We start from the raw sequence: 24,197 nt of genomic DNA, 5'->3' as shown, positions 1-24,197 counted from the left end.
TCTGACGTTCTTCTCGCTTTCCGCTTATTTCAAACTCATCAGTATCACCAGAATTCCACTGACCAGTGCTACGCATGACGGCAGTAACACAAAGTGGCGCAGCTGTTTATGCCAGATCATCCCTGACGTCACTAACAGTCCTGACACAATGAGGGCTTTCCAGACATCAATGGAGAGATCGGCAAACATCAGACCGCCAAGAATCGCCCCCGGCAGTAACACTCCCCAACCACTTCCCAGCGCCCTGTTCAACATGGTTCGCCCTCTCACACTGATAATGATAACCAATATCATATGATATCAATTATCATTTGTCAGCACGATTAATCAAAAACTCTCCCCCTTTACCTTTCCTGTAATGACAGGAAATGCCTAAGGTGATAAATTGCTCACCTGTTAACTAGACCTAAAGTTTTTCTGATAATTACTCTTTGAGTTTTTTGCATCTTTCATTGCGAAACAACACCTATTTACCTGTTTTAATTAAATATTAATAAAAACGCACTACTATGACATCACAATCCTGGCGGTCTTTGGTCCACAGTAAATATCAATTATCGTTACGTTTATTTTTATTTCTGAACGCGACCTCAGCTGTGTTCTCGGTAACAAACCCGCTCTATTCTATTCGCCTGTTATCAGTCCCTCTGATTTCTATTTTTGTTATCAGCACCGGGCTGCTCGTCTGGCACTGGAAAAAGAGAACCCGCAAGGTAAATATTCCTGCCGTTTCAGCGATCTTCGGTATTTTATGGGCGTGGCAGGTGGCCTCGAAATTTTCGTTAATTACCCACGATCAGGCGACCTATTTGATCATGGCATTATTAACGGTACTGTTTATTGGTACGCTGGCCTTCGCCAGTAATATCAAAGCATTTACGCTGCACTCCTTCCCCACATTTATTGTCTGCCTGTGGTTAAGTAATCATGATATATGGCTGAGAATGACCTATTCTTTCGCACTTCCTGTGGTAGCAATTGCGATTCATAACATTTTGCAAAGACGTAACGATCGCTTCGCGCAGGAACTGCTCTCCCGTTTGCTGGAGGAGCGTGAGACCCTCACCGATCTGAGCATGATGGACCCGCTTACCGGCCTTTATAACCGTCGCGGACTGCAAAGCCGGCTGGAGAATCTTCCGGCAGTGGAGAACGGCGAGCACTTTGTCCTGCTGATGGATATCGACCACTTTAAGGCCTACAACGACCACTACGGCCATATGATGGGCGACCAGGCGCTGATCCGGGTCTCTGCTGCCATCCGTGATGCCGTGCGTTCACGTGATATTGTGGCGCGCTTCGGCGGGGAAGAATTTATGGTTCTGCTGACCAATATTTCTCTCGAGCATGCCCGTCAGACGGCAGAGCGGATCCGCCAGAAAGTCTACGATTTAAAAATCCCGCATATGTTCAATGAAAGCGTGGCGACAAACGTCACCATCAGCATTGGGATTGCCATTTTTGAGGATGAAGACGCCGAAGGTGCACTGGAGAAAGCGGACAAAGCCCTCTACGAAGCAAAGCATATGGGGCGCAATAACATCCTGCTGAGCGAAGAGCTTCAGACCGCGTAAGCGCGGCGTCATATAACGCGGACAAAAGTCTTGCCATCGGTATGAGCAATAGTTAGGATTGGCAATCATTATCATTTAGATTTGTATCTCTACTATGGCCACTCATACCGCACAAATCGTTGAACCCCTTCTCTGGAGAGCCCGCCTCCCCACCGGGAATGTTTCGCTTGCGGATGCCATCAGGGATAAGATCGCTAAAACCCGCGCCCACCTGCTGGACTTTATCAGGCTGGATGAAGCGCACCCGCACCACGCCATGACGCTGGAAGAGTGGCGACAGCCGTCGACACTGCAGTCGTTGCTGGCAACCTATTCCGACCATATCTATCGCAATCAACCGACCCTTACGCGGGAAAATAAACCCCTGCTCTCCCTCTGGGCGCAGTGGTATATCGGGCTGATGGTGCCCCCACTCATGCTGGCGCTGCTCACACAAAAGGGCATGCTGGAACTCTCCCCGGAATATTTTCATGTCGAGTTCCACGAGACCGGCCGTGCGGCCTGTTTCTGGATTGATCTCCACGAAGACCAGAACGCAGAGCACCTCTCTGCTCAGGAACGTATGGAGCAACTCATAACTCGCGCCCTGATCCCGGTAGTGGATGCGCTGGAAGAGACGGGGGAAATCAATGGGAAGCTTATCTGGAGCAATACCGGGTATTTAATCCACTGGTATTTGACGGAAATGAAACCTCTGCTCGGTGATGAGAAGGTCGAGGCCCTGCGCCAGTCCTGTTTCTTTGCAAAACAGCTTTCCGATGGCCGCGATAACCCGTTATTCCGCACCGTGGTCCTTCGTGACGGGCTTCTGGTTCGCCGCACCTGCTGCCAGCGTTATCGCCTGCCGGACGTTCAGCAGTGTGGAGATTGTACGCTCAAGTAAGGTCAGGTGTTGCCGGGCCGCATTAACGCTGACCCGGCATCCGTTTCTCACGCTACCTGCTGATTTTCCTCTTCCGCATTACGTTGCGCTTCTTCCGCTTCCTGCTCCAGCAGTTGCTTCTCGTACACTTTAAAGAACGGGAAGTAGATGATGGCCGATACGCACGCCAGGACCACCACCAGAATGGCTGCACGGAAATCCCAGCCCAGCGCCCATGCGGCACCTACCGGTGCAGGTGCCGTCCACGGCACAACGGAGATCACGCGGCCAATCAGATCGAACTTCATCGCCGACCAGGCCAGCACGGCGTTAACCATGGGTGCCAGCAGGAACGGAATAAAGAACACCGGGTTCATGACAATCGGCGTACCGAAAATAACGGGTTCGTTGATGTTAAAGAGGCTTGGCACCACGCTCAGACGGCCGATAGAACGCAGATGAGCGGAGCGGCTGCGCAGGTAGCAGAACACCAGCCCCATCGTGGCACCTGACCCCCCGATGACGATAAAGAACGTCCAGAACGCTTCCATAAAAATATGCGGCAGCGGCTGGCTGGCGGCCAGCGCGGTCTGGTTAGCGCCCAGGTTGGTCAGCCAGAACATCTGCAACATCCCGGAGACAATCGCGGCACCGTGGATCCCGGCGAACCACAGCAAATGCCCAATCAACACCGCCAGCAGGATTGCCGGCAGGGAGTCTGCGGCGGAAACCAGCGGTTTGAAGACAGACATAATCGCCTGCGGGATCAGCATGCCAAACTCAGACTGAATCACCAGACTCAGCGGGTAAAGCGTCAACACCACCACCAGCACCGGGATCAACAGATCAAAGGAGTTTTTGATCATCGGCGGAACCTGGTCCGGCAGACGGATCCCGATGTTATGCGCTTTGAGAAAACGCATCATCTCAACGCAGTAGATAGCCACCAGAATCGCGGTAAAAATGCCTGTCCCGCCGAGGCTGTCGACCGGAAGCGTGCCTTTGGTTTTCGGCGCCGCGACCAGCAGAAACGCCATCAGCGACAGCATGGCGCACATAAACGGATCTAACTGATGCGATTTGACATAGTGTTTGCCAAGGTTATAGGCAATGGCCGCGCAGATATACAGGGACATAACGCCCATGGTCATATCAAACGGCGTGAGGATCTGACCTTCAAATTGCTTCGCCATGTCCAGCCAGGCGCGCGCGAAACCCCAGGTGGTATCAGGCGAAAACGGTGGATACGCGAAGACGAGTAAAAATGAACCCACAATCATGAACGGCATCGCGGAGATAAAGCCATCACGAATAGCCATAACATGACGCTGGGAGGAGATCCGCCCGGCAATCGGGCTGACGTAATTTTCTACAAAACGAAATATCAGATTAAACGCAGCATGGTTGGCAGACATAGCAGATCTCCTTTCAGACGTTTATGACGGGCGCATACACGCCATACGTTGGTCCATACATCACCTTCACAACCTTGCCGGCGCGTTTACCAGCGGTACTGCTCAGACGGAATGGTTTCATATTTAGCTCTTATTATTGGATACAGGGGACGTTACACAGTCAGTATTAATCTCTCACTCACGGTCTGCAACCGGTTACTGTAACCGGTTTCTGTGAATGTGAAGGCGATCCAGAAATCGGCCGTGTGGGATATTTGTTACTGAAGAGATATTTACAGAGCATAAATTCTTATGACAGATTACGCGGGATATTTGTCAGGAGGAAACAATGAGTTTGCAGTCTGTACAGCAGTTTTTTGCCGACAACGCTCCGGATATAGAGGTCATCGAACTCAGCCAGAGTACCGCAACCGTTGCGTTGGCTGCTGCCGCCCATCGTGTTGAGCCGGGACAAATCGCCAAGACGCTGTCGTTGAAGGTTAAAAATGACGTCATTCTGGTGGTCGCGAAAGGTGATGCGCGTCTGGATAATAAAAAACTGAAAGACACGTTTGGCGCAAAAGCACGCATGCTCAGTTGTGATGAAGTGGTCACCATCACGGGTCATCCTGTTGGCGGCGTGTGCCCGTTTGGGCTGGAAAATCCGCTCGCGGTTTATTGCGATATTTCACTGAAACAGTATGCTGAAGTGCTGCCGGCCGCGGGTGCAATTCACAGTGCCGTGCGTATTTCACCAGACAGAATGGCAGAACTGACGTCCGCAAAATGGGTAGATGTTTGCATCTGAATGAGGCGCCAGAGCCTGTCTGGCGCACAGATATCAGCTTATAAAAATGTCGGCTGGCTTAATACTGATGTTCGCGGATCCCGGGCCGGGAGATGAGTCAGAATATCTGCCGCATCAAGCAGCCCCACGTCAGAATTGACCCCAAGCTTCACCATCGCATTAAACTTGTGCGCCCGGATGGTCTTAATATTGCGCTCAAGCTGCGCGGCGATTTCAGGAATAGAAAACCCGCAGGACATATACCGCAAAATCGCCCGCTCCGTTGGGCTTAACATCCTGTTTTGACTCTTGTACCAGTGGTTGAGCATATTGTCATTGATGTGCAGCGTTTCACTCAGCAACACCAGTAACTCCTCCTGCAGGCGGTCGAGCGACACCGATTTACTGACGACACCGTGAAGGCGTGAAGGGGAAAGATGGCTGATTAACCGCGCTTCCATTTCATCTGCCGCCAGGATGATGCGCTGAATATGATTATGCGTAAACGCGAGATCCCGCAGGGATGCCAGACAGTTTCGACGCTCTTCTCGCGCATCAGAAAGTGAATAGATCAGCGAGAAAAAAGAGACATGAGGAAGCGCCTTCTTAAAGCTGTCAAATTCACTGAACATGTGCAGTTGATAATGGCTGAGCGTGGGCAGTGCAAACAGGTGCTCCAGCCCGACGGCACTCATCGCGCAATTTTCGATGACGGCAATATGTCTTGTTGAACCGGTTTTATCCATTCCTCGAACTCTCCATAGGCTGACATTAAACTCAGCTCTCTCAATCCCTGAGTACTGTTGATCCAGGCGTACAGATCGGCATTACTCCGTAATGACAACCGTCGCATCGCACTGTTTTTCTGTGCACTGATCGTTTTATTGCTCTTCTTGAGCAAAGTGGCAATTTGGTTAATCCCCCAGCCCTTGCCTAACAGACGCAATACCTTGCGTTCAGAGTGGGTGAGCGCAATGACGCGGTCGTCTTCATCATCGTTACAGGCAGGTTCGGGCGTTAATAACGTCTGGCTTATCCGCTCTGCCCGTTCACTGCCTGCACGGATGGCGTTAATTACGCCTTCTATCGGCTCCATATCAGAAAGCAACGTGCTTTCCGGACGCATAAGCAGCTCAACGGCAATAGGATAAAGCGGCCGGGAGACTAAAAAAATCCAGTGAATATCCCGATATTGATTTAATAAACCGTAATATTCTTCGAGCGTGCCCCGGGGATTCCTGTATTCACCTGAAATATCAGCGATAATGACGTCTGCACGCCGTAACTGCAGCAGGGTTAATTCCTGCAGCGAACGGCAAAACGTTAAATCAAAATCGGCAAAATGGCGTGTCATTACGCCCCCCAACCCGTTTTGCATTACGGGTATCCTGCTAATGACGACGCCATGTTTACCATTCAATGACGACATAGACCCTCCGTGTCCATTTTCATATGATGAGTAACGTTAAAACGCATCAAGGTATAAGTGTATTCGTCCCTGAGTGTAAAACTGATTAATACAAGCAGAAGATGAGATGTGTGCTTCATTTAAGAAATGCCTAAAACAGCGGTAATATCTCACAAAGCACAGATAAATTTAATTATAAAGGCCTTAAAATAATTAAAATATAAACTTAGTAAAACTAAATATAAATATCTTATATTTCCCAATTAATAATTCATCATGTTTATGGTCCAAAACCGCATCCCGCCGCCAGACAGCCCGCAACTGTTTGCATAAATCTTGATCTGACCCACAGCTAGAGGCACTGCAGTTTGTGCTAAAAGTAAGCATGACGGGCCAACAGGCAAGCTATTCACCTTCTCTTCAGGACATGACATGCAGGCAGATCGATCAACGCAGCGTGCCATCACGCGGCTCTGTATTCAGTGCGGTCTTTTTCTGCTCCAGCACGGGGCGGAAAGCGCGCTGGTCGAGGAACTTTCCACCCGGTTGGGGCTGGCGCTGGGTATGGACAGCGTTGAGAGCGCCATTTCATCCAATGCTATCGTGTTGACCACCATAAAAGACGGTCAGTGCCTGACCTCCACCCGCAAAAACCACGACCGCGGCATCAATATGCACGTTGTAACCGAGGTCCAGCATATTGTCATTCTTGCTGAGCATAAGCTTCTCGACCTGCACGACATTGAAAAACGGTTCAACCAGATTAAGCCCTTACGTTATCCCCGCTGGCTGGTGGTGTTAATGGTCGGGCTGTCCTGCGCCTGTTTTTGTAAGCTCAACAAAGGCGGCTGGGACGGCGCGGTCATCACCTTTTTCGCCAGCAGTATCGCCATGTACGTGCGCCAGCTCCTGACGCACCGCCAACTCCACCCGCAAATTAATTTCTGCATTACCGCTTTTGTCGCCACCACGGTTTCTGGCCTGCTGCTTCGTCTGCCGCAGTTTGCCAACACGCCGACGATTGCCATGGCGGCCAGCGTGCTTCTGCTGGTGCCCGGCTTCCCGTTGATTAACGCCGTAGCCGATATGTTTAAGGGTCACATCAATACCGGTCTGGCACGCTGGGCGATTGCCAGCCTGCTGACGCTTGCAACCTGCATTGGTGTGGTAATGGCCATGACACTCTGGGGGTTACGCGGATGGGCGTGATCGATTTTCTGCTGGCGCTGGCGCAGAATATGCTACTGGCCGCGATCCCTGCCGTCGGTTTTGCGATGGTCTTTAACGTTCCGCAACGCGCGTTACCGTGGTGCGCGCTGTTGGGTGCTATTGGTCATGGCTCGCGAATGGTGATGATGACGGCGGGATTCAACATTGAATGGTCAACATTTATGGCCTCAATGCTGGTCGGTAGCATCGGAATTCAGTGGTCGCGCTGGTATCTGGCGCATCCAAAGGTATTCACCGTCGCCGCCGTTATCCCGATGTTCCCCGGCATATCTGCCTATACGGCCATGATTTCCGCGGTGAAAATCAGCCATTTCGGCTACACCGAACCGCAAATGATCCTCCTTCTGAGCAACTTTCTTAAGGCTTCGTCCATTGTCGGTGCGCTCTCTATCGGACTGTCGATCCCCGGACTGTGGCTGTACCGCAAACGTCCACGGGTTTGAGATTTGTGTTATTACGCTGCCGTGAGGATAATCACTCCCATCCGTTTGGTGACGATAAGGAAAGGATGTGGCTAACCCAGGCAGCGAACTCCCCGAGCACAATGAAGAATCCAGCCTGAAAGAGAAAATCTTTCAGAGCGCTATCACGCTGTTTGCCGAATACGGGTTGAACGGTGCCCGCATGGAACAAATTGCGGAGAAAGCCGGCACCACCAAACGCATGGTTGTTTACCACTTCAAAAACAAAGAGAACCTGTATCTTCTCGTACTGGAGTATGTTTACACCCAGATCCGCGCCAGTGAACAGGCGCTCAGCCTGGCGGGAATGCCCCCTGTCGAAGCGCTGGTTCATCTGGTTGAAGCCACCTTTGACTACCATGCCGACCACCCGGATTACATCCGCATTATCTGCATGGAAAACATGCAGCGTGGCCGTTTTATGCAGCAGTCCAGCTACCTCCGCCAGGTCAACCGCAGCGCACTTGATCTGCTGGAAGCGATCCTCCGTCGCGGGAAAGAAAAGCAGTTGTTCAATCAGAAGGTTGAAGCCCGCGATCTGCATCGTTTGATCAGCAGTTTCAGCTTCCACTACGTTGCCAACAGCTACACCTTCACCCTGCTGTTTGAAGAGGGTGCGGACGAACAGGCACAGCGCCAGCACTACCGCAAAATGGCCGTTCAGGTGGCGCTCCGCTATACCTGCCCATAAAGTAGCTTGCAATTAAATCGTACACTATCTATATTCATCTCATGAACGCGAAAACGAACGACACGACCGCTGCGCTCCTGCTGGATAACCAGCTCTGCTTTGCTCTCTATTCAGCAAATCTGGCGCTGAACAAGCTGTACCGGCAACTGCTGGCACCGCTGAACCTGACTTACCCGCAATACCTGGTGATGCTGGTGCTGTGGGAGCAGGATGACATTACGGTGTCGGACATCGGTGAACGGTTGTTCCTTGACTCTGCCACGCTGACGCCGCTGTTGAAGCGTCTGGAAAGCGCGGGGCTGATAAATCGCCACCGCTCACGTAAAGACGAGCGTCAGGTCGCCGTCACCCTGAGCGATGCGGGACGTCATCTCCAGCAGCAGGCTTCCGGGATCCCCCATGCAGTGGGATGCGCCGCCCAGTGTGATACTGAGACCATGCTGTCACTTAAGCAGCAGCTGGAACGTTTGCGACAACAGATCCAACGCGCGTAAGGCTATACTTTACGCGTATTTATTTACCCATATATATCGCACGCTATTTAATAGCGCACATTAATGTAAGATGAGGAATCTGCCATGTCTTTAGAAAAAGTTGTCTACACTGCCAAAGCAAAAGCAACCGGAGGCCGTGATGGCCGTGCGACCTCTTCCGACGGCGTACTGGATGTTAAACTCGGCGTGCCAAAAGAGATGGGCGGCATGGGCGGTGACGTCACCAACCCTGAGCAGCTGTTTGCTGCCGGCTACTCTGCCTGCTTCCTGGGTGCCATGAAGTTTGTAGCCGCGCGCGACAAATTTACCCTGCCGAAAGAGGCCTTTATAGAAGGCGAAGTGGGGATTGGGCCGCTGCCAACCGGTTTTGGTATCGAAGCAAAACTGAACATCCACGTTGAAGGTATGGATCCTGCAGAAGCCAAAAAACTGGTCGATGCAGCACACATTGTGTGTCCGTACTCTAACGCGACCCGCGGTAACATCGACGTAACGCTGAACATTATCGCCTGATAACTGCCTGATGGCGTTACGCTTATCAGGCCAGCCGTTGTCGCCCCGGCAGGCATCGCGCCGCCGGGGAAAACCCTCCTTCCCTTCCCGCTCTCTGTGCTACCATAAGCCCATATCACGCCCGTAGTTATCAGTAGAGTAAGCGTTATGTCCTCCAGAATTCTGACCACCAGCATTGCTGGTATTGATGCCTTTATGCGCGATCCCCGCGGTGTGCTGACCCACGCCGAAGGCGGCACGGTTGCGGTATTTGCTGACAACGCTCCGGCGTTTTATGCCATCACACCAGAACGTCTGGCACAGCTTCTGGAGATTGAAGCGCAGTTGTCCCGCCCGGCGAGCGACGTAACCCTCGATAACCAGTTCTTTGACGAGCCGGTTAGCGTCCCCGTGGCCGTTCCCATGGGTAAATTTGCCCTGTATGCGGGCTGGCAACCTGATGCTGATTTTCAACGGCAGGCGGCATTGTGGGGCATAGCGTTAACGCAACCGGCTACCCCCGAAGAGCTGGCCGCGTTTACCGCGTGGTGGCAGGCGGAAGGCAAAGTATTCACTCATATTCAGTGGCAACAGAAGCTCGCGCGTCATCTGCAAATTAATCGCGCCAGCAATAACGGCCAGCCAAAACGTGATATCAACGCGTTTTCCGAACCGGATAAACAGATCCCAAATGGATTCCGAGGTGCGAAATGAAGAACGTCGGCGACCTGATGAAACGTCTGCAAAAGATGATGCCAGCCAACGTGAAGCCCGCCTTCACGACGGGTGAAGAACTCCTGGCGTGGCAAAAAGAGCAGGGTAAGATCCGCGCCGCCGCGCTGGCCCGCGAAAACCGGGCGATGAAAATGCAGCGCACCTTTAACCGTTCCGGTATTCGCCCCCTGCACCAGAACTGCTCATTTGATAACTATAAAATTGAGACCAACGGGCAGATGAATGCACTCGCTGCCGCGCGTCAGTACGTGGATGAATTCGACGGCAATATCGCCAGCTTCATTTTTAGCGGCAAGCCTGGCACGGGGAAAAACCACCTGGCGGCCGCTATCTGTAACGAGCTGCTGCTGCGCGGGAAATCGGTGCTGATCATCACCGTGGCCGATATCATGTCCGCCATGAAAGACACCTTCAGCAACCGCGAAACCAGCGAAGAGCAACTGCTTAATGACCTGAGTAATGTCGATTTACTGGTTATTGATGAGATTGGCGTCCAGACCGAATCCCGCTATGAAAAAGTGATCATTAACCAGATTGTCGATCGCCGCTCTTCCTCCAAACGCCCCACCGGCATGCTGACTAACCACAACATCGACGAAATGACCCGCTTGCTGGGCGAACGCGTCATGGATCGCATGAAGCTCGGGAACAGTCTGTATGTCATCTTCGACTGGGAAAGTTACCGCAGCCGTGTCACCGGTAAAGAGTATTAAGATATTTCCAGGAAAGACCGGTGGCCCGGAGGTATATACTGACTCCACTTTCGCCCCAAAACGGACCTTTTTTGAGTAAGCCATTATGAAAAAACAGTTTCTTTTCAGCACCGTATTAGGCGCCCTGCTGGTTACCGGCGCGGCACAGGCCGCATCCTGGCAGGATTCGCTGTCCAGCGCAGCGAGCGAACTGACCAAAGAGAGCAGCAGCACCCAGGGCGGGCTGTCAGCCTCTTCCCTTACCGGCCTGCTGGGTAACAGCACCCAGAGCCTTAGCGCAGGCACAATGAACAACGCCGCGGGGATTCTGGAATATTGCGCGAAGCAAAAACTGGCCTCCGTGACCGACGCGCAAAACGTGAAAAATCAGGTGCTGGGCAAACTCGGTCTGGATACACAGGAGCAGAAACAGGACACCAACTATATGGATGGTATTCAGGGCCTGCTGAATGCGCAAAACGGTCAACAGCTCAACCTGAGCACCATCGGCAACTCCTCGCTGGCGAAACAGGTGAAAACCAAAGCCTGCGATCTGGTGCTGAAACAAGGCGTTAATTTCATCTCCTGATCCCCGCCTGTATTGCCATTACACGCCGCGTTTAAGACGTTACTCTTTTAACGCGGCGTTAAAGCCGTCTTTTTCCTGCCTGCCACCGTCTGAGCGTCCGTATGTCAGGATGCGACCCCCTTCAAAAAAACGATTTTCTAAACCAAATCCTAACAACAGCACACTTTCGTGACACTAAAATTGCAGCTACACGACAACGCAATTACATTGTATAACCCAAAAAATAATCAGTTAGCCAGCTAAGCGCCTGGCGTCATGAGGATAGACTGTTGTCAGAGTTAATGTCCCTTGTCCTTTTTCTGGCCTCTGTCGGCGTTTACGCCTGCAAAGCGGGCCGTAACACCTGGTGGTTTATCGCCACGCTGGTGGTGCTCGGCATTTTTATTATTTTAAACATTACCTTATACGCCAGCGATTACTTTACCGGTGACGGCATTAACGATGCGGTGCTCTACACGCTGACGAATAGCCTGACAGGCGCGGGCGTGGGTAAATACATTCTTCCCGGGCTTGGCCTAATTGCGGCGCTGGTGATTATTTTTGGTGCCCTGGCCTGGGTGCTGCGCCGCCGTCGACATCTTCCGCATCATGGCGGCTACAGCCTGCTGGCACTCTGTCTGGCGCTGGCGTCCGTGGATGCCAGCCCGGCGTTTCATCAGATAACCGAGCTGGTAAAGTCACAGTCGCGCGACGGCGACCCGGATTTCATGGCCTGGTATAAAGAGCCGTCCAAAAAAATAGCCAACCCGAAGCTTAACCTGGTGTATATCTACGGCGAGAGTCTGGAACGCACCTGGTTTGATAACAATGCCTTCCCGAACCTGACGCCAGAGCTGGGCGCGCTGAAAAACGAAAGTCTTGATTTCAGCCATACCGCGCAGCTGCCCGGTACGGATTACACCATCGCCGGGATGGTTGCCTCGCAGTGCGGTATCCCGCTCTTCGCCCCCTTTGAGGGTAATGCCTCGGCCTCAATGTCGAGCTTCTTCCCGCAGAACGTTTGCCTCGGCGATATCCTGAAAAACTCCGGCTACGAAAACTACTTCGTACAGGGGGCTAACCTGCGCTTTGCCGGAAAAGATGTGTTCCTGAAATCCCACGGTTTTGACCATCTGTATGGCTCAGAAGAGTTAAAAACGACCGTTGCCGACCCGCATTACCGCAACGACTGGGGCTTTTACGACGACACGGTACTGGACGAAACCTGGAAAAAGTTCGAGGAACTGTCCCGCGCCGGCAAGCGTTTCTCCCTCTTTGCCCTGACGGTAGATACCCACCATCCGGACGGGTTTGTCTCGCGCACCTGTAAGCGCAAACGCTATGAGATTGACGGCAAAAACAACACGTCGTTCAGCGCGGTAACCTGCAGTCAGGAGCATATCGCCGCCCTGGTCGAGAAAATCAAAGCCTCGCCGTATTTTAAAAACACGGTCATCGTCGTCTCATCTGACCATCTGGCGATGAAAAACAGCGCCTGGGATCAGCTCAGCAAACAGGATCGCAGCAATCTGTTCTTCATTCTGCGCGGCGACCAGCCGCAACAGGACGTGATCGCCACCAAACGCAACTCCATGGATAACGGCGCAACCGTGCTGGATATTCTGGGCGGGGATAACTTTATTGGCCTTGGCCGCAGTACGCTCTCGGGGCAGTCACTGTCGGAAGTGTTCCTCAACATGAAGGAGAAAATCCTCGCGTGGAAGCCGGACATCATCCGCCTGTGGAACTTCCCGAAAGAGATGAAAGACTTCACCATCGATCAGGATAAAAACACCATCGCCTTCTCCGGCAGCCATTTCCGTCTGCCGCTGCTGCTGCGCGTGTCGGATACGCGCGTAGAACCGCTGCCGGAAAGCGAATACTCTGCGCCGCTGCGTTTCCAGCTGGCCGACTTCGCCCCTCGCGATAATTTTGTCTGGGTCGACAGGTGCTACAAAATGGGCCAGCTCTGGTCCCAGCCACTGGCTCTCTCAACCGACTGGTGCGTTTCTCAGGGACAGCTTGGCGGGGAGCAAACCGTGCAGCATGTCGATAAAGCGCAGTGGAAAGGCAAAACCGCATTCAACGATACGGTCATCGATACCGCGCGCTATCAGCGAAATGTCGACATGCTGAAAATCGTGGATAACGATATTCGCTATAAAGCAGACAGCTTTATCTTCAACGTGGCCGGGGCACCGGAAGAGGTCAAACAGTTCAGCGGCATCTCGCGTCCGGAATCCTGGGGGCGCTGGTCTAATGCGCAGCTGGGCAGTGAAGTGAAGATTGAGTACGCACATCCTCTGCCGGAAAAATTCGACCTGGTGATCACCGCCCGGGCCTATGGTCCAAACGCGAACCGTCCCATCCCGGTTCGCGTGGGCGATAAAGAGCAAACGCTGACGCTGGGAAATGACGTCACCACCACCACGCTGCATTTTGATAATCCTTCCCGCAGCAATACGCTGGTGATTGTTCCGCCGGACCCGCAGCCGACGAATGAGGGAAATATTCTTGGCCATTCACCGCGCGAGCTCGGCATCGGGATGGTAGAGATTAAAATTGTCAGTAAAGAGAGCTGATCCCTTCTGCGCCCGGCGTTCTGCCGGGCGCTTTATGTAAATATATAATCCTATAAAACCATTAAAAATAAGACAGAGATACCATATATCTCTCATTTTTATTTATAAATTCACCAGAAAAGAAATCATATCCCAGAATGTGTAACTCCTTACACCCTGAGAGAGTTACCCACTTTTTATCATGCTAACCGGCCATACGTTCGAATCCACCCTGGCACAGCGCAGCGGAGTACGACCAGCGCTATCAGGGGAAAAAACCCTGATGCCGCAGACACTGAATGCCGACTATAAGGTCATCGTTTTAAGCGGCAATGCCTTCTTGTGGCTGGGCCTGAAGACGTTCATCTCGCAGAGTGTGGACCCCTGCCCTGAAATTTTCTGGATTAACGACGTGAGCCCTGAGGGGATCCTGCCCCTGCGGCAACTGATGTTGAATATCCGCGTCAAAAAAGGGTGGCTGGTATTCACCGATGCGTCCCGCGTCAACGATATTAAAATCATTCTGGGGGGTGAGCGTGTCCACGTGGTGGCGGGAAACCTGTCACTCGCGCAGCTCAGCCGCTGTTTTCAGAACACGCCGTTCGCAAGCGTAAAAAACGCCACGCTCACCTGCCAGGAGCTTCGGGTTTGCATGCTGTTCCGCAACGGCTTCAGCCCGGTTCGCATCGCGCAGATCCTGAATAAATCCCCGAAAACGATCTACACCCACAAGCGTAACGCGATGAACAAATTTCACTGCCAGAACCTGGCGGAATTCCATCGCAAACTCTTCCTGCTCGACTACCCGGCATCGTGTTTGTCACTGCACGGCTAATCACGTCGGGAAATAAGATCATGCGGCGTCATCTTCCCTGTCTCATTCTCTGGCTGTTGATGCTGGCGCTGCTGTCTCGCTATGCCCTTCCCGCCACGTTGGGATGACGTGGTAATCCGACTGCACGAGTAAATTGCTTTAAATCTTGTCTGGATCAATGTTATCGGTAACAATGGCGTTAAAATAGCCAGCGTGTTATGTCCGACAAGGCACAGCCTTATCTTCTTTTTTGTTATTTTTTCTGTATTACAATAACTTATGAAATACCTGCTTGCTGACGCCATCGTCTATAACGACGAAGACGGTTCTGTTTCTCTTATCAATGCACCCGATCTGGACAGACAAATCCTCACCTGTACCGCCAACGCCATCATGAAGCTGCTGGTTCAGCATCACGGCAACGTCGTCGAACGTGACACCTTTCTGAGTGATGTCTGGGATCAACGTGGGCTCCAGGGGTCCAACAATTCGTTAAATCAATACATCAGTATTGTGCGCAAAATGCTGTCGAGCCTGCTGCCCGACACCCTGTTTATCGTCACCGTGCCGAAAACGGGCTTTATGCTCAGTGCTGATATCGCGGTAACGCCCCTGGAGGACGATTTTCCCGTCGTGGAGTCGGTCCCGGCCTCACGACGCATTCAGCCAGAATGGCTATTCTGCGGTGTACTCACGCTGATGGTCGTGGCGCTGTGCATCGGCGCCTGTTTGACGAAACAGGCGCACCAGTACAGTGACACTCATCTGCTCACCCACATTGGCACCTGTCCGGTCTACACCTTCGCCCCGCTGGCAGATGTGTTTCACACTAAGGCTATGGCGCTGGCGCAGACGCTTCAGCGCGAAGGTAATCTGCCCTGCCTGAAAAACTCTATTTTCTATATGCACATCCAGAGAACACTTTTCTATGGCCACGAAGGGCGGCTGGTCCTTTCCCAGTGTTCTCTCACGGACGGTAAAGCCAGCGCCTGCCGAACGCTTTACTTTTACGAGTGGTGATATGAAACAAAAAAAAGTGTGGCTTATTCTGGCGCTCAATCTGTTGCTGATTGGTGTGACGCTGGCGTGGTACGTCTACACGCCTCCGCTGTCCGGAACCTGTGCAGGAAACCTGACATTTTCAGCCCGACATGACGATCATGATTTCTCCTTTGAAGGGGAGGTTACGCTGCGCTTTCAGCCCGACAACACAGGGTACCTTACGCTTAACGGCGACGTGGTTAACGAGCCACATCACTGGGATGTTTCCCGCCAGGAGATGTTCACGTGGCGGCACGTTGAGGGTTCACTCTATGAAATATTCATACAAAGCGTGGCGCGCTTTAGCCATGACACCCTGCCACCGGGGGTCTTTGAAAAGTACGTCGCCGGCCTGACGCCGGGGAACAAAAGACTTCTGAAGATTGAACGCACGCCGGAAGACGCGCTGGTGATCAGCAATTTCTATGCGCCGGTCCTGATTTGTTCAGAATAGGCGCGGCTGGTCGGGGTATACTTTCCGCCATGAACATTCTCTTTCGACCGACGACGCCCAAAGATGTTGCTGCCCTGCCCGCCATCGAGCGCGCGGCAGGCGAGCATTTTCGGGACGTCCCCGAACTGGCCTGGCTTGCAGACGGCGACGTCATTTGCGCGGAACATCATCTTGATTACGCGAAACGCGGGTTAAGCTGGCTGGCGCTGGCAAACGACCTGCCCGTCGGGTTTATCCTTGCAGAAGCCCATCCGTCATCGCTGTTTATTGTCGAACTCTCGGTTCATCGGGAGTGGCAGGGAAGAGGAATAGGTCGGCGACTTATCGCCTGCGCCGCAGACCATGCCCGCACGCTGGGGCTGACATCGCTGACGCTGACCACCTTTTGCGAGGTGCCGTGGAATGCGCCGTTTTATGCGCGACTCGGGTTTGAAACGGTGACGATGCTAACGCCTGAACTGCGTCAGAAAAGAGAGGAAGAAGCGGCGCACGGTTTCGCGTATGACTCCCGCTGTGCCATGCGCCTGCCTCTGTGATATCGGCCTGCAAAACGCCCCATCACAGGCCGGGTCAGGCGTAGCCGCCCCCCGGCACTGTGGCAGGATTAAAACGTTTCCCAGTTTTCGCCCGCATCGGTGGTCGCGGCTTTACGCGCCATCACAGGGGCCGCAGCGGTTTTCGCTGAGGCCTGCTCGCGGGCTTTCATCTGCTCCTGCTGAATGCGGAACACGGCCACGGCCTGAGTCAGACGGCTCGCCTGCTCTTCCAGTGCCGCTGCCGCCGCGGCAGACTCTTCCACCAGCGAGGCGTTCTGCTGGGTCACGCGATCCATCTCAGCCACCGCCAGACCCACCTGATCGATACCGCGGCTCTGCTCATCAGACGCAGAGGCGATTTCACCCATGATGTCCGTCACGCGGGTTACCGCATTAACGATTTCACCCATGGTTTCGCCGGCGCTTTCTACCAGGGTAGACCCGACTTCCACGCGGCCAACAGAGTCTTCAATCAGGCTCTTGATCTCACGTGCTGCCTGGGCGCTGCGCTGTGCCAGGTTACGGACTTCACCCGCAACAACGGCAAATCCGCGGCCCTGCTCGCCCGCACGTGCCGCTTCTACCGCGGCGTTCAGTGCCAGGATGTTGGTCTGGAACGCGATGCCGTCGATCACGCTGATAATGTCGGCAATTTTCTGCGAACTGCCCGCGATGTCACGCATGGTTTGCACCACGTTATCCACCACTTTACCGCCCTTCTGCGCGGTTTCAGACGCGCTCAGCGCCAGGTTGCTCGCCTGACGGGCGTTCTCGGCGTTCTGCTTAACGGTCGCCGTCAGCTGCTCCATGCTGGCAGCGGTCTCTTCCAGGGATGCGGCCTGCTGTTCCGTACGGGAAGAGAGATCGTTGTTACCCATCGCGATTTCGCTCGCGCCGCTGTAGATGGCATTAGCACCGTTACGCACATCGCCAACGGTACGGACCAGCTCGCCCTGCATATGACGCAGCGAGTCGGCCAGTTCACCCATCTCGTTAGCGCCCTGCACCTCGATGCGCTTCACCAGATCGCCGCTGGCGATATGACGAATGTTGTCGATAAGACGGGTAAGTGGCGAAATCAGCGCCTGCTTGATACCCAGCCACACGGCCACGATCACCACCAGCACCGCAATCAGTACGCTAATCAGCACCCAGATTGCCTGGCTGTAGGAGCTATTGCTGTTTTCCACCGCCATCTGATACAGCTTGTCGTTCTGCTGCAGATAGTTCACGTACTGCTTCTCAAAACCATCCTGATAGCTCTGGGTAGGTTGATCGAAGAAGGCGTTGATTTTGCCCGCGCCCAGCAGCTGGATCAGCTCCGCCAGTGCACCGTGGTAGATATCGTAGTTACGTTTGATCTCCGTCGCGTCGGCGTCGTTTTGACGCGGATCGCGTGGCAGGGCTTCGTATTCAGCCCAGTTTTTTTCTGCCTGTTTCAGAGAAGCCGCCGCAATTTGCATCAGATCGTTCACGGTCGCGCCGCTGCCGATATTGCTCTGATCCATCATGTAGCGGATACCCGCACGGTTCAGGGTATTACGGGTTTGCAGCAGGGCAACCCAGCTGGCGTTCAGCGTGGACTGTTGCTGGCGAATGGTTTGCAGGACGGTGAAATTCTCTTTGTCATGCTTGAGGGCATTGAAGAAAAGACCACCGGATGTGAGTTGTAAAAGGCCAAATATCGCTAATACCAGCATTAAGCTGGTGACAATCTTGATACGGTTTAACATGTTTTCGCTTTCCATCAGACAGATAACAGGATTTTCGGCCTGGAAAGGGAAAACTTTACGAAAATCATCCTTAAATTTGTGGTTTTTACTCTTCTTCGCGCGCTGTGATATGCCGGTTCCCCAGTTCAATAAACTCTTCCAGCAGCGCTGTCAGCTGTTGCATCTTCGCTGGCGTATATTCGGCCTCGATTTGCTGATACGCCTCTTCCACCTGCGCCTGGGCACGCTCGTATAGCCTGTTCCCCTCTTTGGTCAGCGATACGTACAGCTTGCGCTGATCGTTTACGGGCTTAAGGCGCAGCACCAGACCGTCACGCTCCATGCGCGTCAGAATGCCCGTCAGGCTGGGACGCAAGATACAGGTGCGAAACGCCAGATCGTGAAAATCCATCGACGGATGTTCGGCCAGCACGCGCACGATGCGCCACTGCTGCTCGGTCAGGTTATGCCGTTTCACAATCGGGCGGAAGTAAGACATCGCCGCTTCCCGCGCCTGTAACAGGGCGATCGTTAATGAATCATGCATAGCCTCTCCCGGTAATCATTAACACATGAACAATTCAGTTCTGCTGGTTTTACAAACAACGCGTTTTACGACAAAAAGTCTAACAGAAACAAGCCTGATTTATTAACGCAATGATAAATATAGCCTTTAATCTCTTTATGTAAATTTATTGTTATTCATATCACAAATTATTCACTTCTGGTTGCGAAATAAACAGCAAAGGCATACAACCAGATCATTAACATATTAATGAAATCACAGGCCGGACGTCCGGCCTGAGGAGTAAGTGAATGAAAGGTACTGTTTTTGCCGTAGCGCTGAACCACCAGAGCCAGCGCGATGCCTGGCGCAACGCGTTTGAAAAAGCCCCCTACAACACGCCACCAAAAACCGCCGTGTGGTTTATCAAACCGCATAACACCGTGATCCGCACGGGCGACCCCATTCCCTTCCCGCAGGGAGAAACCGTGTTAAGCGGTGCCACGGTAGCGCTGGTTGTGGGTAAAACGGCGCGTAACGTTCCCGTGGACGAGGCGGCGGAGTACATCGCCGGTTACGCGCTTGCCAACGAAGTGAGCCTGCCGGAAGAGAGTTTTTATCGCCCGGCGATCAAGGCCAAATGCCGCGACGGCTTTTGTCCGCTGGGAGAGCTGGCCGCCGTCGACCACGTTGATAACCTGACCATCGTCACCGAAATTAACGGCCGGGAAGCGGACCACTGGAACACCGCTGACCTGCAGCGCAATGCCGCCGAACTGCTGAGCGCCCTGAGCGAGTTCGCCACCCTCAGTCCGGGCGATGCCATTCTGCTCGGCACCCCACACTCGCGCGTCCCGCTGCAGCCGGGCGATCGCGTACGCATTCTGGCGAAAGGCTTCCCGTCCCTGGAAAACCCGGTGGTTGATGAACGCGAGGTCGCCCATGCGCAAGGCCCACATCCGCACGCCACGCTGTTCGCGCTTGGTCTGAACTACGCCGATCACGCCAGCGAGCTGGCGTTTACGCCGCCAACGGAACCGCTGGTGTTTATCAAAGCCCCCAACACCGTGACCGGCGATAACCAGACCTCGGTCCGCCCGAACAACATTGAGTACATGCACTACGAGGCGGAGCTGGTGGTGGTCATCGGCAAAACGGCGCACAAGGTCAGTGAGCGCGAGGCGATGGACTATGTCGCGGGCTATACCGTCTGCAACGATTACGCCATCCGTGACTACCTGGAAAACTACTACCGCCCGAACCTGCGGGTGAAAAGCCGCGACGGGTTGACCCCCCTCAGCCCGCATATCGTGCCGAAAGAGGCCATTCCCGACCCGCATAACTTAACCCTGCGCACCTTCGTGAACGGTGAATTGCGCCAGCAAGGGACCACTGCCGATCTGATCTTCAGCATCCCGTTTCTGATTGCCTATCTCAGCGAGTTTATGACCCTGCAGCCCGGCGACATGATTGCCACCGGCACGCCAAAGGGTCTGTCTGACGTACAGCCTGGCGACGAAGTGGTCGTGGAAGTAGAGGGCGTGGGCCGCCTGGTGAACCGCATTGTCAGTGAGGAGACTGCAAAATGAAAAAAATAAACCATTGGATTAACGGTAAAAACGTCGCAGGAAGTGATTACTTCCACACCACTAACCCGGCCACCGGAGAGGTGCTGGCGGAGGTCGCGTCCGGCGGTGAAGCTGAAATTCATCAGGCCGTGGCGGCGGCCAAAGAGGCATTCCCGACGTGGGCTAACCTGCCGATGAAAGAGCGCGCACGCCTGATGCGTCGCCTCGGGGATCTTATCGATCAACACGTTCCGGAGATTGCGGCCCTCGAGACCGCCGACACCGGCCTGCCGATCCACCAGACCAAAAACGTGCTTATACCACGCGCGTCGCACAACTTCGCGTTCTTCGCCGAAGTGTGCCAGCAGATGAACGGTAAAACCTACCCGGTCGACGACAAGATGCTCAACTACACCCTGGTGCAGCCGGTGGGGGTCTGCGCGCTGGTGTCGCCGTGGAACGTGCCGTTTATGACCGCCACCTGGAAGGTTGCGCCGTGCCTGGCGCTGGGCAACACCGCGGTGCTGAAGATGTCTGAGCTCTCCCCGCTGACCGCCGACCGTCTGGGCGAGCTGGCGCTGGAGGCCGGTATTCCGGCGGGCGTGCTGAACGTGGTGCAGGGCTATGGCGCAACGGCGGGCGATGCGCTGGTACGTCACCACGACGTGCGCGCCGTCTCCTTTACCGGCGGCACCGCCACCGGGCGCAACATCATGAAAAACGCCGGACTGAAGAAATACTCCATGGAGCTGGGAGGGAAATCTCCGGTGCTGATTTTTGAAGATGCGGATATCGAACGCGCGCTGGATGCCGCCCTGTTCACCATCTTCTCCATCAACGGCGAGCGTTGCACCGCTGGCTCACGCATTTTCATTCAGCAGAGCATCTACCCGGAATTCGTCAGGCGCTTTGCCGAGCGCGCGAACCGTCTGCGCGTGGGTGACCCGACCGATCCGAACACTCAGGTTGGCGCGCTGATCAGCCAGCAGCACTGGGAAAAAGTCTCCGGCTATATCCGTCTTGGCATTGAAGAGGGTGCGACCCTGCTGGCGGGCGGCCCTGACAAACCCACCGATCTCCCTGCTCACCTGAAAAACGGCAAATTCCTGCGCCCGACCGTGCTGGCAGACGTCGACAACCGGATGCGCGTGGCCCAGGAAGAGATCTTCGGGCCGGTTGCCTGCCTGCTGCCGTTTAAGGACGAAGCCGAAGGGTTGCGTCTGGCTAACGACGTGGAGTACGGCCTGGCGTCATACATCTGGACCCAGGACGTCAGCAAAGTGCTGCGCCTGGCGCGCAATATCGAAGCCGGAATGGTGTTTGTAAACACCCAGAACGTGCGCGACCTGCGTCAGCCGTTTGGCGGCGTGAAGGCTTCCGGTACCGGGCGCGAAGGGGGCGAATACAGCTTCGAGGTGTTCGCTGAAATGAAAAACGTCTGCATCTCCATGGGCGACCATCCGATTCCAAAATGGGGGATCTGAGTATGGGCAAGTTAGCGTTAGCGGCAAAAATTACCCACGTTCCATCAATGTACCTCTCTGAGTTACCGGGAAAAAACCACGGCTGCCGCCAGTCCGCCATCGACGGACATAAAGAAATCAGCAAGCGCTGTCGGGAGCTGGGCGTCGACACCATTATTGTGTTCGATACCCACTGGCTGGTGAACAGCGCCTACCACATCAACTGTGCGGATCATTTCTCCGGCATCTACACCAGCAACGAGCTGCCGCATTTTATCCGCGACATGACCTACGACTACGACGGTAACCCGGCGCTCGGCCAGCTTATCGCCGACGAAGCGGTGAAACTCGGTGTACGTGCCAAAGCGCACAACATCCCGAGCCTCAAGCTGGAGTACGGCACGCTGGTACCGATGCGCTACATGAACAGCGATAAGCACTTCAAAGTGATCTCTATCGCCGCGTTCTGCACCGTCCACGACTTCGCCGACAGCCGCAGGCTGGGCGAGGCCATCGTCAGCGCGATTCAGAAATATGACGGCACCGTGGCGGTGCTCGCCAGCGGTTCGCTGTCGCACCGTTTTATCGACGACCAGCGCGCCGAAGAGGGAATGAACAGCTACACCCGCGAGTTCGACCGTCAGATGGACGAACGCGTGGTGAAGCTGTGGCGTGAAGGCAAGTTCAGGGAGTTCTGCAGCATGTTGCCGGAGTATGCCCACTACTGCTACGGCGAGGGCAACATGCACGACACGGTGATGCTGCTGGGGATGCTCGGCTGGGACACATACGACGGCAAGGTGGAGTTCCTCACCGAGCTGTTCCCCAGCTCCGGCACCGGCCAGGTTAACGCCGTTTTCCCCCTGCCCGCGTCCGCGTAAGGAGCCACCATGCCGCACTTTATTGCTGAATGCACTGACAACATCCGCGAGCAGGCGGACCTGCCAGCACTGTTCGCCAAAGTGAACGACGCGCTTGCCGCCACGGGAATCTTCCCACTCGGCGGTATCCGTAGCCGCGCGCACTGGCTGGACACCTGGCAGATGGCCGACGGTAAGCATGATTACGCCTTTGTGCATATGACGCTGAAGATTGGCGCCGGGCGCAGTCTGGAGAGCCGGGAGGCGGTGGGAAAGGCACTGTTTGAGCTGATTAAAACCCACTTCGCCGACCTGATGGCATCGCGCTATCTGGCGCTCTCTTTTGAAATAGACGAGCTGCACCCGACGCTCAATTACAAGCAGAACAACGTGCACGCTTTGTTTAAGTAGCGCCCTTACCGGGCCGACAACGGCTTTGAACGCAAGCCGGGTGAGCAGCACGCCACCCGGCAACAACAGGAAATCGCCATGCTCGATAAACACACCCATACCCTGATCGCCCATCGTCTGCATCAGGCGGAGCAGTCCCGGGAGCAGATCCGCCAGATCTCGCTCGACTACCCGACGATCACCCTTGACGACGCCTACGCCGTACAGCGCGAATGGGTGAGCCTGAAAATCGCCGAAGGTCGCGTGCTGAAAGGCCACAAGATTGGCCTCACCTCCAAAGCGATGCAGGCCAGCTCGCAGATTAGCGAGCCGGACTACGGCGCTCTGCTCGACGACATGTTCTTCCACGACGGCGGCGATATCCCTGCCGACCGCTTTATCGTCCCGCGCATCGAAGTGGAGCTGGCCTTCGTGCTGGCAAAACCCCTGCGCGGCCCAAACTGCACCCTGTTCGATGTCTACAACGCCACGGATTACGTCATCCCCGCGCTGGAGCTGATCGACGCCCGCTGCCACAACATCGATCCCGAGACCCAGCGTCCACGCAAGGTGTTCGATACCATCTCCGATAACGCCGCCAACGCAGGTGTGATCCTTGGCGGTCGCCCGATTAAACCCGACGAGCTGGATCTGCGCTGGATCTCCGCGCTGCTCTACCGCAACGGCGTCATTGAAGAGACCGGGGTCGCCGCGGGCGTGCTCAACCACCCGGCCAACGGTGTGGCATGGCTTGCCAATAAACTCGCGCCGTACGACGTTCAGCTGGAGCCTGGCCAAATCATCCTCGGCGGTTCGTTTACCCGCCCGGTGCCGGCCAGCAAGGGCGATACCTTCCACGTGGACTACGGCAAGATGGGCTCCATCAGCTGCCGTTTTGTTTAGGA

27 protein-coding genes are annotated in these 24,197 nt (G+C 54.4%); 21 read left to right on the top strand and 6 right to left on the bottom strand.

All coding sequences use genetic code 11. From position 1 onward, the window contains the following. Positions 1-24: 24 nt before the first annotated feature. Positions 25-294 (bottom strand): DUF1435 domain-containing protein, encoded by a 270-nt coding sequence (locus AM379_RS11005; protein WP_062777987.1) that lies wholly within the window; start codon positions 292-294, stop codon positions 25-27. Positions 295-509: 215 nt separating this feature from the next. Between AM379_RS11005 and AM379_RS11000 the strand changes: the two genes are divergently transcribed. Together AM379_RS11000 and fhuF are read left to right on the top strand one after the other, a co-directional pair. Further along, positions 510-1,574 (top strand): GGDEF domain-containing protein, encoded by a 1,065-nt coding sequence (locus tag AM379_RS11000; protein ID WP_025205608.1) that lies wholly within the window; start codon positions 510-512, stop codon positions 1,572-1,574. 94 nt (positions 1,575-1,668) lie between these two features. Further along, on the top strand, positions 1,669-2,457 hold the full coding sequence (gene fhuF, locus AM379_RS10995) for a siderophore-iron reductase FhuF (protein WP_020885292.1): 789 nt from the start codon (positions 1,669-1,671) through the stop codon (positions 2,455-2,457). Positions 2,458-2,504: 47 nt separating this feature from the next. Here fhuF and AM379_RS10990 read toward each other — a convergent pair whose 3' ends face one another. After that, entirely contained in the window at positions 2,505-3,851 is a 1,347-nt protein-coding gene (locus AM379_RS10990; protein WP_025205610.1) for a PTS sugar transporter subunit IIC, read from the bottom strand. 328 nt (positions 3,852-4,179) lie between these two features. Here AM379_RS10990 and AM379_RS10985 point away from each other — a divergent pair, with 328 nt between their 5' ends. Next, a complete protein-coding gene (locus tag AM379_RS10985) occupies positions 4,180-4,638 on the top strand; it encodes a YbaK/EbsC family protein (RefSeq protein WP_014168511.1) in 459 nt (152 codons plus the stop codon). Between the two features lie 38 nt (positions 4,639-4,676). On the opposite strand, the gene bglJ is transcribed toward AM379_RS10985, so the two are convergent. Both bglJ and AM379_RS10975 read right to left on the bottom strand, forming a co-directional pair. After that, a complete protein-coding gene (gene bglJ, locus AM379_RS10980; protein ID WP_032681707.1) occupies positions 4,677-5,312 on the bottom strand; it encodes a DNA-binding transcriptional activator BglJ in 636 nt (211 codons plus the stop codon). Continuing rightward, complete coding sequence (locus AM379_RS10975; protein WP_014168509.1) at positions 5,309-6,046, bottom strand: helix-turn-helix transcriptional regulator; 738 nt, start codon at positions 6,044-6,046, stop codon at positions 5,309-5,311. The genes bglJ and AM379_RS10975 overlap by 4 nt, the downstream gene beginning before the upstream one ends. Positions 6,047-6,457: 411 nt before the next feature. Between AM379_RS10975 and AM379_RS10970 the strand changes: the two genes are divergently transcribed. The 13 genes from AM379_RS10970 (at position 6,458) to AM379_RS10905 (ending at position 16,794) form a co-directional block, all read left to right on the top strand. Next, complete coding sequence (locus AM379_RS10970) at positions 6,458-7,234, top strand: threonine/serine ThrE exporter family protein (protein ID WP_014168508.1); 777 nt, start codon at positions 6,458-6,460, stop codon at positions 7,232-7,234. Next, positions 7,225-7,698 carry a threonine/serine exporter gene (locus tag AM379_RS10965; protein WP_106503707.1) on the top strand — a complete coding sequence of 158 codons (474 nt, stop codon included), beginning with the start codon at positions 7,225-7,227 and terminating at the stop codon, positions 7,696-7,698. The genes AM379_RS10970 and AM379_RS10965 overlap by 10 nt, the downstream gene beginning before the upstream one ends. Positions 7,699-7,765: 67 nt before the next feature. Continuing rightward, the gene (locus AM379_RS10960) at positions 7,766-8,407 is read left to right on the top strand and encodes a TetR family transcriptional regulator (RefSeq protein WP_106503706.1); all 642 of its coding nucleotides are present in this window, start codon (positions 7,766-7,768) and stop codon (positions 8,405-8,407) included. A gap of 41 nt (positions 8,408-8,448) precedes the next feature. Further along, the gene (locus AM379_RS10955) at positions 8,449-8,901 is read left to right on the top strand and encodes a MarR family winged helix-turn-helix transcriptional regulator (RefSeq protein ID WP_014168505.1); all 453 of its coding nucleotides are present in this window, start codon (positions 8,449-8,451) and stop codon (positions 8,899-8,901) included. A gap of 84 nt (positions 8,902-8,985) precedes the next feature. Then, positions 8,986-9,414, top strand: a complete 429-nt coding sequence (locus tag AM379_RS10950) for an organic hydroperoxide resistance protein (protein WP_006174091.1) — start codon at positions 8,986-8,988, stop codon at positions 9,412-9,414. 147 nt (positions 9,415-9,561) lie between these two features. After that, complete coding sequence (gene dnaT, locus AM379_RS10945) at positions 9,562-10,107, top strand: primosomal protein DnaT (protein ID WP_106503705.1); 546 nt, start codon at positions 9,562-9,564, stop codon at positions 10,105-10,107. After that, complete coding sequence (gene dnaC / locus AM379_RS10940; protein WP_014168503.1) at positions 10,104-10,841, top strand: DNA replication protein DnaC; 738 nt, start codon at positions 10,104-10,106, stop codon at positions 10,839-10,841. The genes dnaT and dnaC overlap by 4 nt, the downstream gene beginning before the upstream one ends. Before the next feature lie 85 nt (positions 10,842-10,926). After that, entirely contained in the window at positions 10,927-11,409 is a 483-nt protein-coding gene (locus AM379_RS10935) for a DUF2501 domain-containing protein (RefSeq protein ID WP_020885299.1), read from the top strand. Between the two features lie 269 nt (positions 11,410-11,678). Further along, positions 11,679-13,970 (top strand): phosphatidylglycerol--membrane-oligosaccharide glycerophosphotransferase, encoded by a 2,292-nt coding sequence (gene opgB / locus AM379_RS10930; RefSeq protein WP_014168500.1) that lies wholly within the window; start codon positions 11,679-11,681, stop codon positions 13,968-13,970. A gap of 262 nt (positions 13,971-14,232) precedes the next feature. Then, positions 14,233-14,784, top strand: coding sequence for a helix-turn-helix transcriptional regulator (locus AM379_RS10925; protein WP_025205614.1), 552 nt, complete (start codon positions 14,233-14,235; stop codon positions 14,782-14,784). Between the two features lie 258 nt (positions 14,785-15,042). Beyond that, positions 15,043-15,783, top strand: coding sequence for a winged helix-turn-helix domain-containing protein (locus AM379_RS10915; protein WP_032679574.1), 741 nt, complete (start codon positions 15,043-15,045; stop codon positions 15,781-15,783). Position 15,784: 1 nt separating this feature from the next. Then, positions 15,785-16,258 (top strand): hypothetical protein, encoded by a 474-nt coding sequence (locus AM379_RS10910; protein WP_020885303.1) that lies wholly within the window; start codon positions 15,785-15,787, stop codon positions 16,256-16,258. 29 nt (positions 16,259-16,287) lie between these two features. Further along, the gene (locus tag AM379_RS10905; RefSeq protein ID WP_032679573.1) at positions 16,288-16,794 is read left to right on the top strand and encodes a GNAT family N-acetyltransferase; all 507 of its coding nucleotides are present in this window, start codon (positions 16,288-16,290) and stop codon (positions 16,792-16,794) included. Positions 16,795-16,862: 68 nt separating this feature from the next. Here AM379_RS10905 and tsr read toward each other — a convergent pair whose 3' ends face one another. Beyond that, the gene (gene tsr, locus AM379_RS10900) at positions 16,863-18,527 is read right to left on the bottom strand and encodes a methyl-accepting chemotaxis protein (RefSeq protein WP_025205618.1); all 1,665 of its coding nucleotides are present in this window, start codon (positions 18,525-18,527) and stop codon (positions 16,863-16,865) included. An 85-nt stretch (positions 18,528-18,612) separates the two neighbouring features. Next, positions 18,613-19,053, bottom strand: a complete 441-nt coding sequence (gene hpaR, locus AM379_RS10895; RefSeq protein ID WP_014168494.1) for a homoprotocatechuate degradation operon regulator HpaR — start codon at positions 19,051-19,053, stop codon at positions 18,613-18,615. Between the two features lie 269 nt (positions 19,054-19,322). On the opposite strand from hpaR, the gene hpaG reads away from it, so the two are divergent. From hpaG to hpaH, 5 genes are all read left to right on the top strand, one after another. Continuing rightward, on the top strand, positions 19,323-20,600 hold the full coding sequence (gene hpaG, locus AM379_RS10890; RefSeq protein ID WP_063156966.1) for a 4-hydroxyphenylacetate degradation bifunctional isomerase/decarboxylase: 1,278 nt from the start codon (positions 19,323-19,325) through the stop codon (positions 20,598-20,600). Further along, entirely contained in the window at positions 20,597-22,063 is a 1,467-nt protein-coding gene (gene hpaE / locus AM379_RS10885; protein WP_106503704.1) for a 5-carboxymethyl-2-hydroxymuconate semialdehyde dehydrogenase, read from the top strand. Before hpaG ends, hpaE begins: the two co-directional genes overlap by 4 nt. A gap of 2 nt (positions 22,064-22,065) precedes the next feature. Then, entirely contained in the window at positions 22,066-22,923 is an 858-nt protein-coding gene (gene hpaD / locus AM379_RS10880) for a 3,4-dihydroxyphenylacetate 2,3-dioxygenase (protein ID WP_020885307.1), read from the top strand. Between the two features lie 9 nt (positions 22,924-22,932). After that, entirely contained in the window at positions 22,933-23,313 is a 381-nt protein-coding gene (locus AM379_RS10875; RefSeq protein WP_020885308.1) for a 5-carboxymethyl-2-hydroxymuconate Delta-isomerase, read from the top strand. Positions 23,314-23,391: 78 nt separating this feature from the next. Then, positions 23,392-24,195, top strand: a complete 804-nt coding sequence (gene hpaH / locus AM379_RS10870; RefSeq protein ID WP_020885309.1) for a 2-oxo-hept-4-ene-1,7-dioate hydratase — start codon at positions 23,392-23,394, stop codon at positions 24,193-24,195. Positions 24,196-24,197 lie beyond the last annotated feature (2 nt).

Source organism: Enterobacter cloacae complex sp. FDA-CDC-AR_0132, from assembly GCF_003010695.1.
Classification (GTDB): domain Bacteria; phylum Pseudomonadota; class Gammaproteobacteria; order Enterobacterales; family Enterobacteriaceae; genus Enterobacter; species Enterobacter ludwigii.
Note: the sequence above shows the minus strand (reverse complement) of the source record. Positions and strands in the feature narration are given on the sequence as shown.

Bases quoted from the DNA above. Each gene is read 5' to 3' on its own strand.
- AM379_RS11005 (WP_062777987.1), bottom strand. From the start codon at position 294: ATGATATTGGTTATCATTATCAGTGTGAGAGGGCGAACCATGTTGAAC.
- AM379_RS11000 (WP_025205608.1), top strand. From the start codon at position 510: ATGACATCACAATCCTGGCGGTCTTTGGTCCACAGTAAATATCAATTA.
- fhuF (WP_020885292.1), top strand. From the start codon at position 1,669: ATGGCCACTCATACCGCACAAATCGTTGAACCCCTTCTCTGGAGAGCC.
- AM379_RS10990 (WP_025205610.1), bottom strand. From the start codon at position 3,851: ATGTCTGCCAACCATGCTGCGTTTAATCTGATATTTCGTTTTGTAGAA.
- AM379_RS10985 (WP_014168511.1), top strand. From the start codon at position 4,180: ATGAGTTTGCAGTCTGTACAGCAGTTTTTTGCCGACAACGCTCCGGAT.
- bglJ (WP_032681707.1), bottom strand. From the start codon at position 5,312: ATGAGTGCCGTCGGGCTGGAGCACCTGTTTGCACTGCCCACGCTCAGC.
- AM379_RS10975 (WP_014168509.1), bottom strand. From the start codon at position 6,046: ATGTCGTCATTGAATGGTAAACATGGCGTCGTCATTAGCAGGATACCC.
- AM379_RS10970 (WP_014168508.1), top strand. From the start codon at position 6,458: ATGCAGGCAGATCGATCAACGCAGCGTGCCATCACGCGGCTCTGTATT.
- AM379_RS10965 (WP_106503707.1), top strand. From the start codon at position 7,225: ATGGGCGTGATCGATTTTCTGCTGGCGCTGGCGCAGAATATGCTACTG.
- AM379_RS10955 (WP_014168505.1), top strand. From the start codon at position 8,449: ATGAACGCGAAAACGAACGACACGACCGCTGCGCTCCTGCTGGATAAC.
- AM379_RS10950 (WP_006174091.1), top strand. From the start codon at position 8,986: ATGTCTTTAGAAAAAGTTGTCTACACTGCCAAAGCAAAAGCAACCGGA.
- dnaT (WP_106503705.1), top strand. From the start codon at position 9,562: ATGTCCTCCAGAATTCTGACCACCAGCATTGCTGGTATTGATGCCTTT.
- dnaC (WP_014168503.1), top strand. From the start codon at position 10,104: ATGAAGAACGTCGGCGACCTGATGAAACGTCTGCAAAAGATGATGCCA.
- AM379_RS10935 (WP_020885299.1), top strand. From the start codon at position 10,927: ATGAAAAAACAGTTTCTTTTCAGCACCGTATTAGGCGCCCTGCTGGTT.
- AM379_RS10925 (WP_025205614.1), top strand. From the start codon at position 14,233: ATGCCGCAGACACTGAATGCCGACTATAAGGTCATCGTTTTAAGCGGC.
- AM379_RS10915 (WP_032679574.1), top strand. From the start codon at position 15,043: ATGAAATACCTGCTTGCTGACGCCATCGTCTATAACGACGAAGACGGT.
- AM379_RS10910 (WP_020885303.1), top strand. From the start codon at position 15,785: ATGAAACAAAAAAAAGTGTGGCTTATTCTGGCGCTCAATCTGTTGCTG.
- AM379_RS10905 (WP_032679573.1), top strand. From the start codon at position 16,288: ATGAACATTCTCTTTCGACCGACGACGCCCAAAGATGTTGCTGCCCTG.
- tsr (WP_025205618.1), bottom strand. From the start codon at position 18,527: ATGTTAAACCGTATCAAGATTGTCACCAGCTTAATGCTGGTATTAGCG.
- hpaR (WP_014168494.1), bottom strand. From the start codon at position 19,053: ATGCATGATTCATTAACGATCGCCCTGTTACAGGCGCGGGAAGCGGCG.
- hpaG (WP_063156966.1), top strand. From the start codon at position 19,323: ATGAAAGGTACTGTTTTTGCCGTAGCGCTGAACCACCAGAGCCAGCGC.
- hpaE (WP_106503704.1), top strand. From the start codon at position 20,597: ATGAAAAAAATAAACCATTGGATTAACGGTAAAAACGTCGCAGGAAGT.
- hpaD (WP_020885307.1), top strand. From the start codon at position 22,066: ATGGGCAAGTTAGCGTTAGCGGCAAAAATTACCCACGTTCCATCAATG.
- AM379_RS10875 (WP_020885308.1), top strand. From the start codon at position 22,933: ATGCCGCACTTTATTGCTGAATGCACTGACAACATCCGCGAGCAGGCG.
- hpaH (WP_020885309.1), top strand. From the start codon at position 23,392: ATGCTCGATAAACACACCCATACCCTGATCGCCCATCGTCTGCATCAG.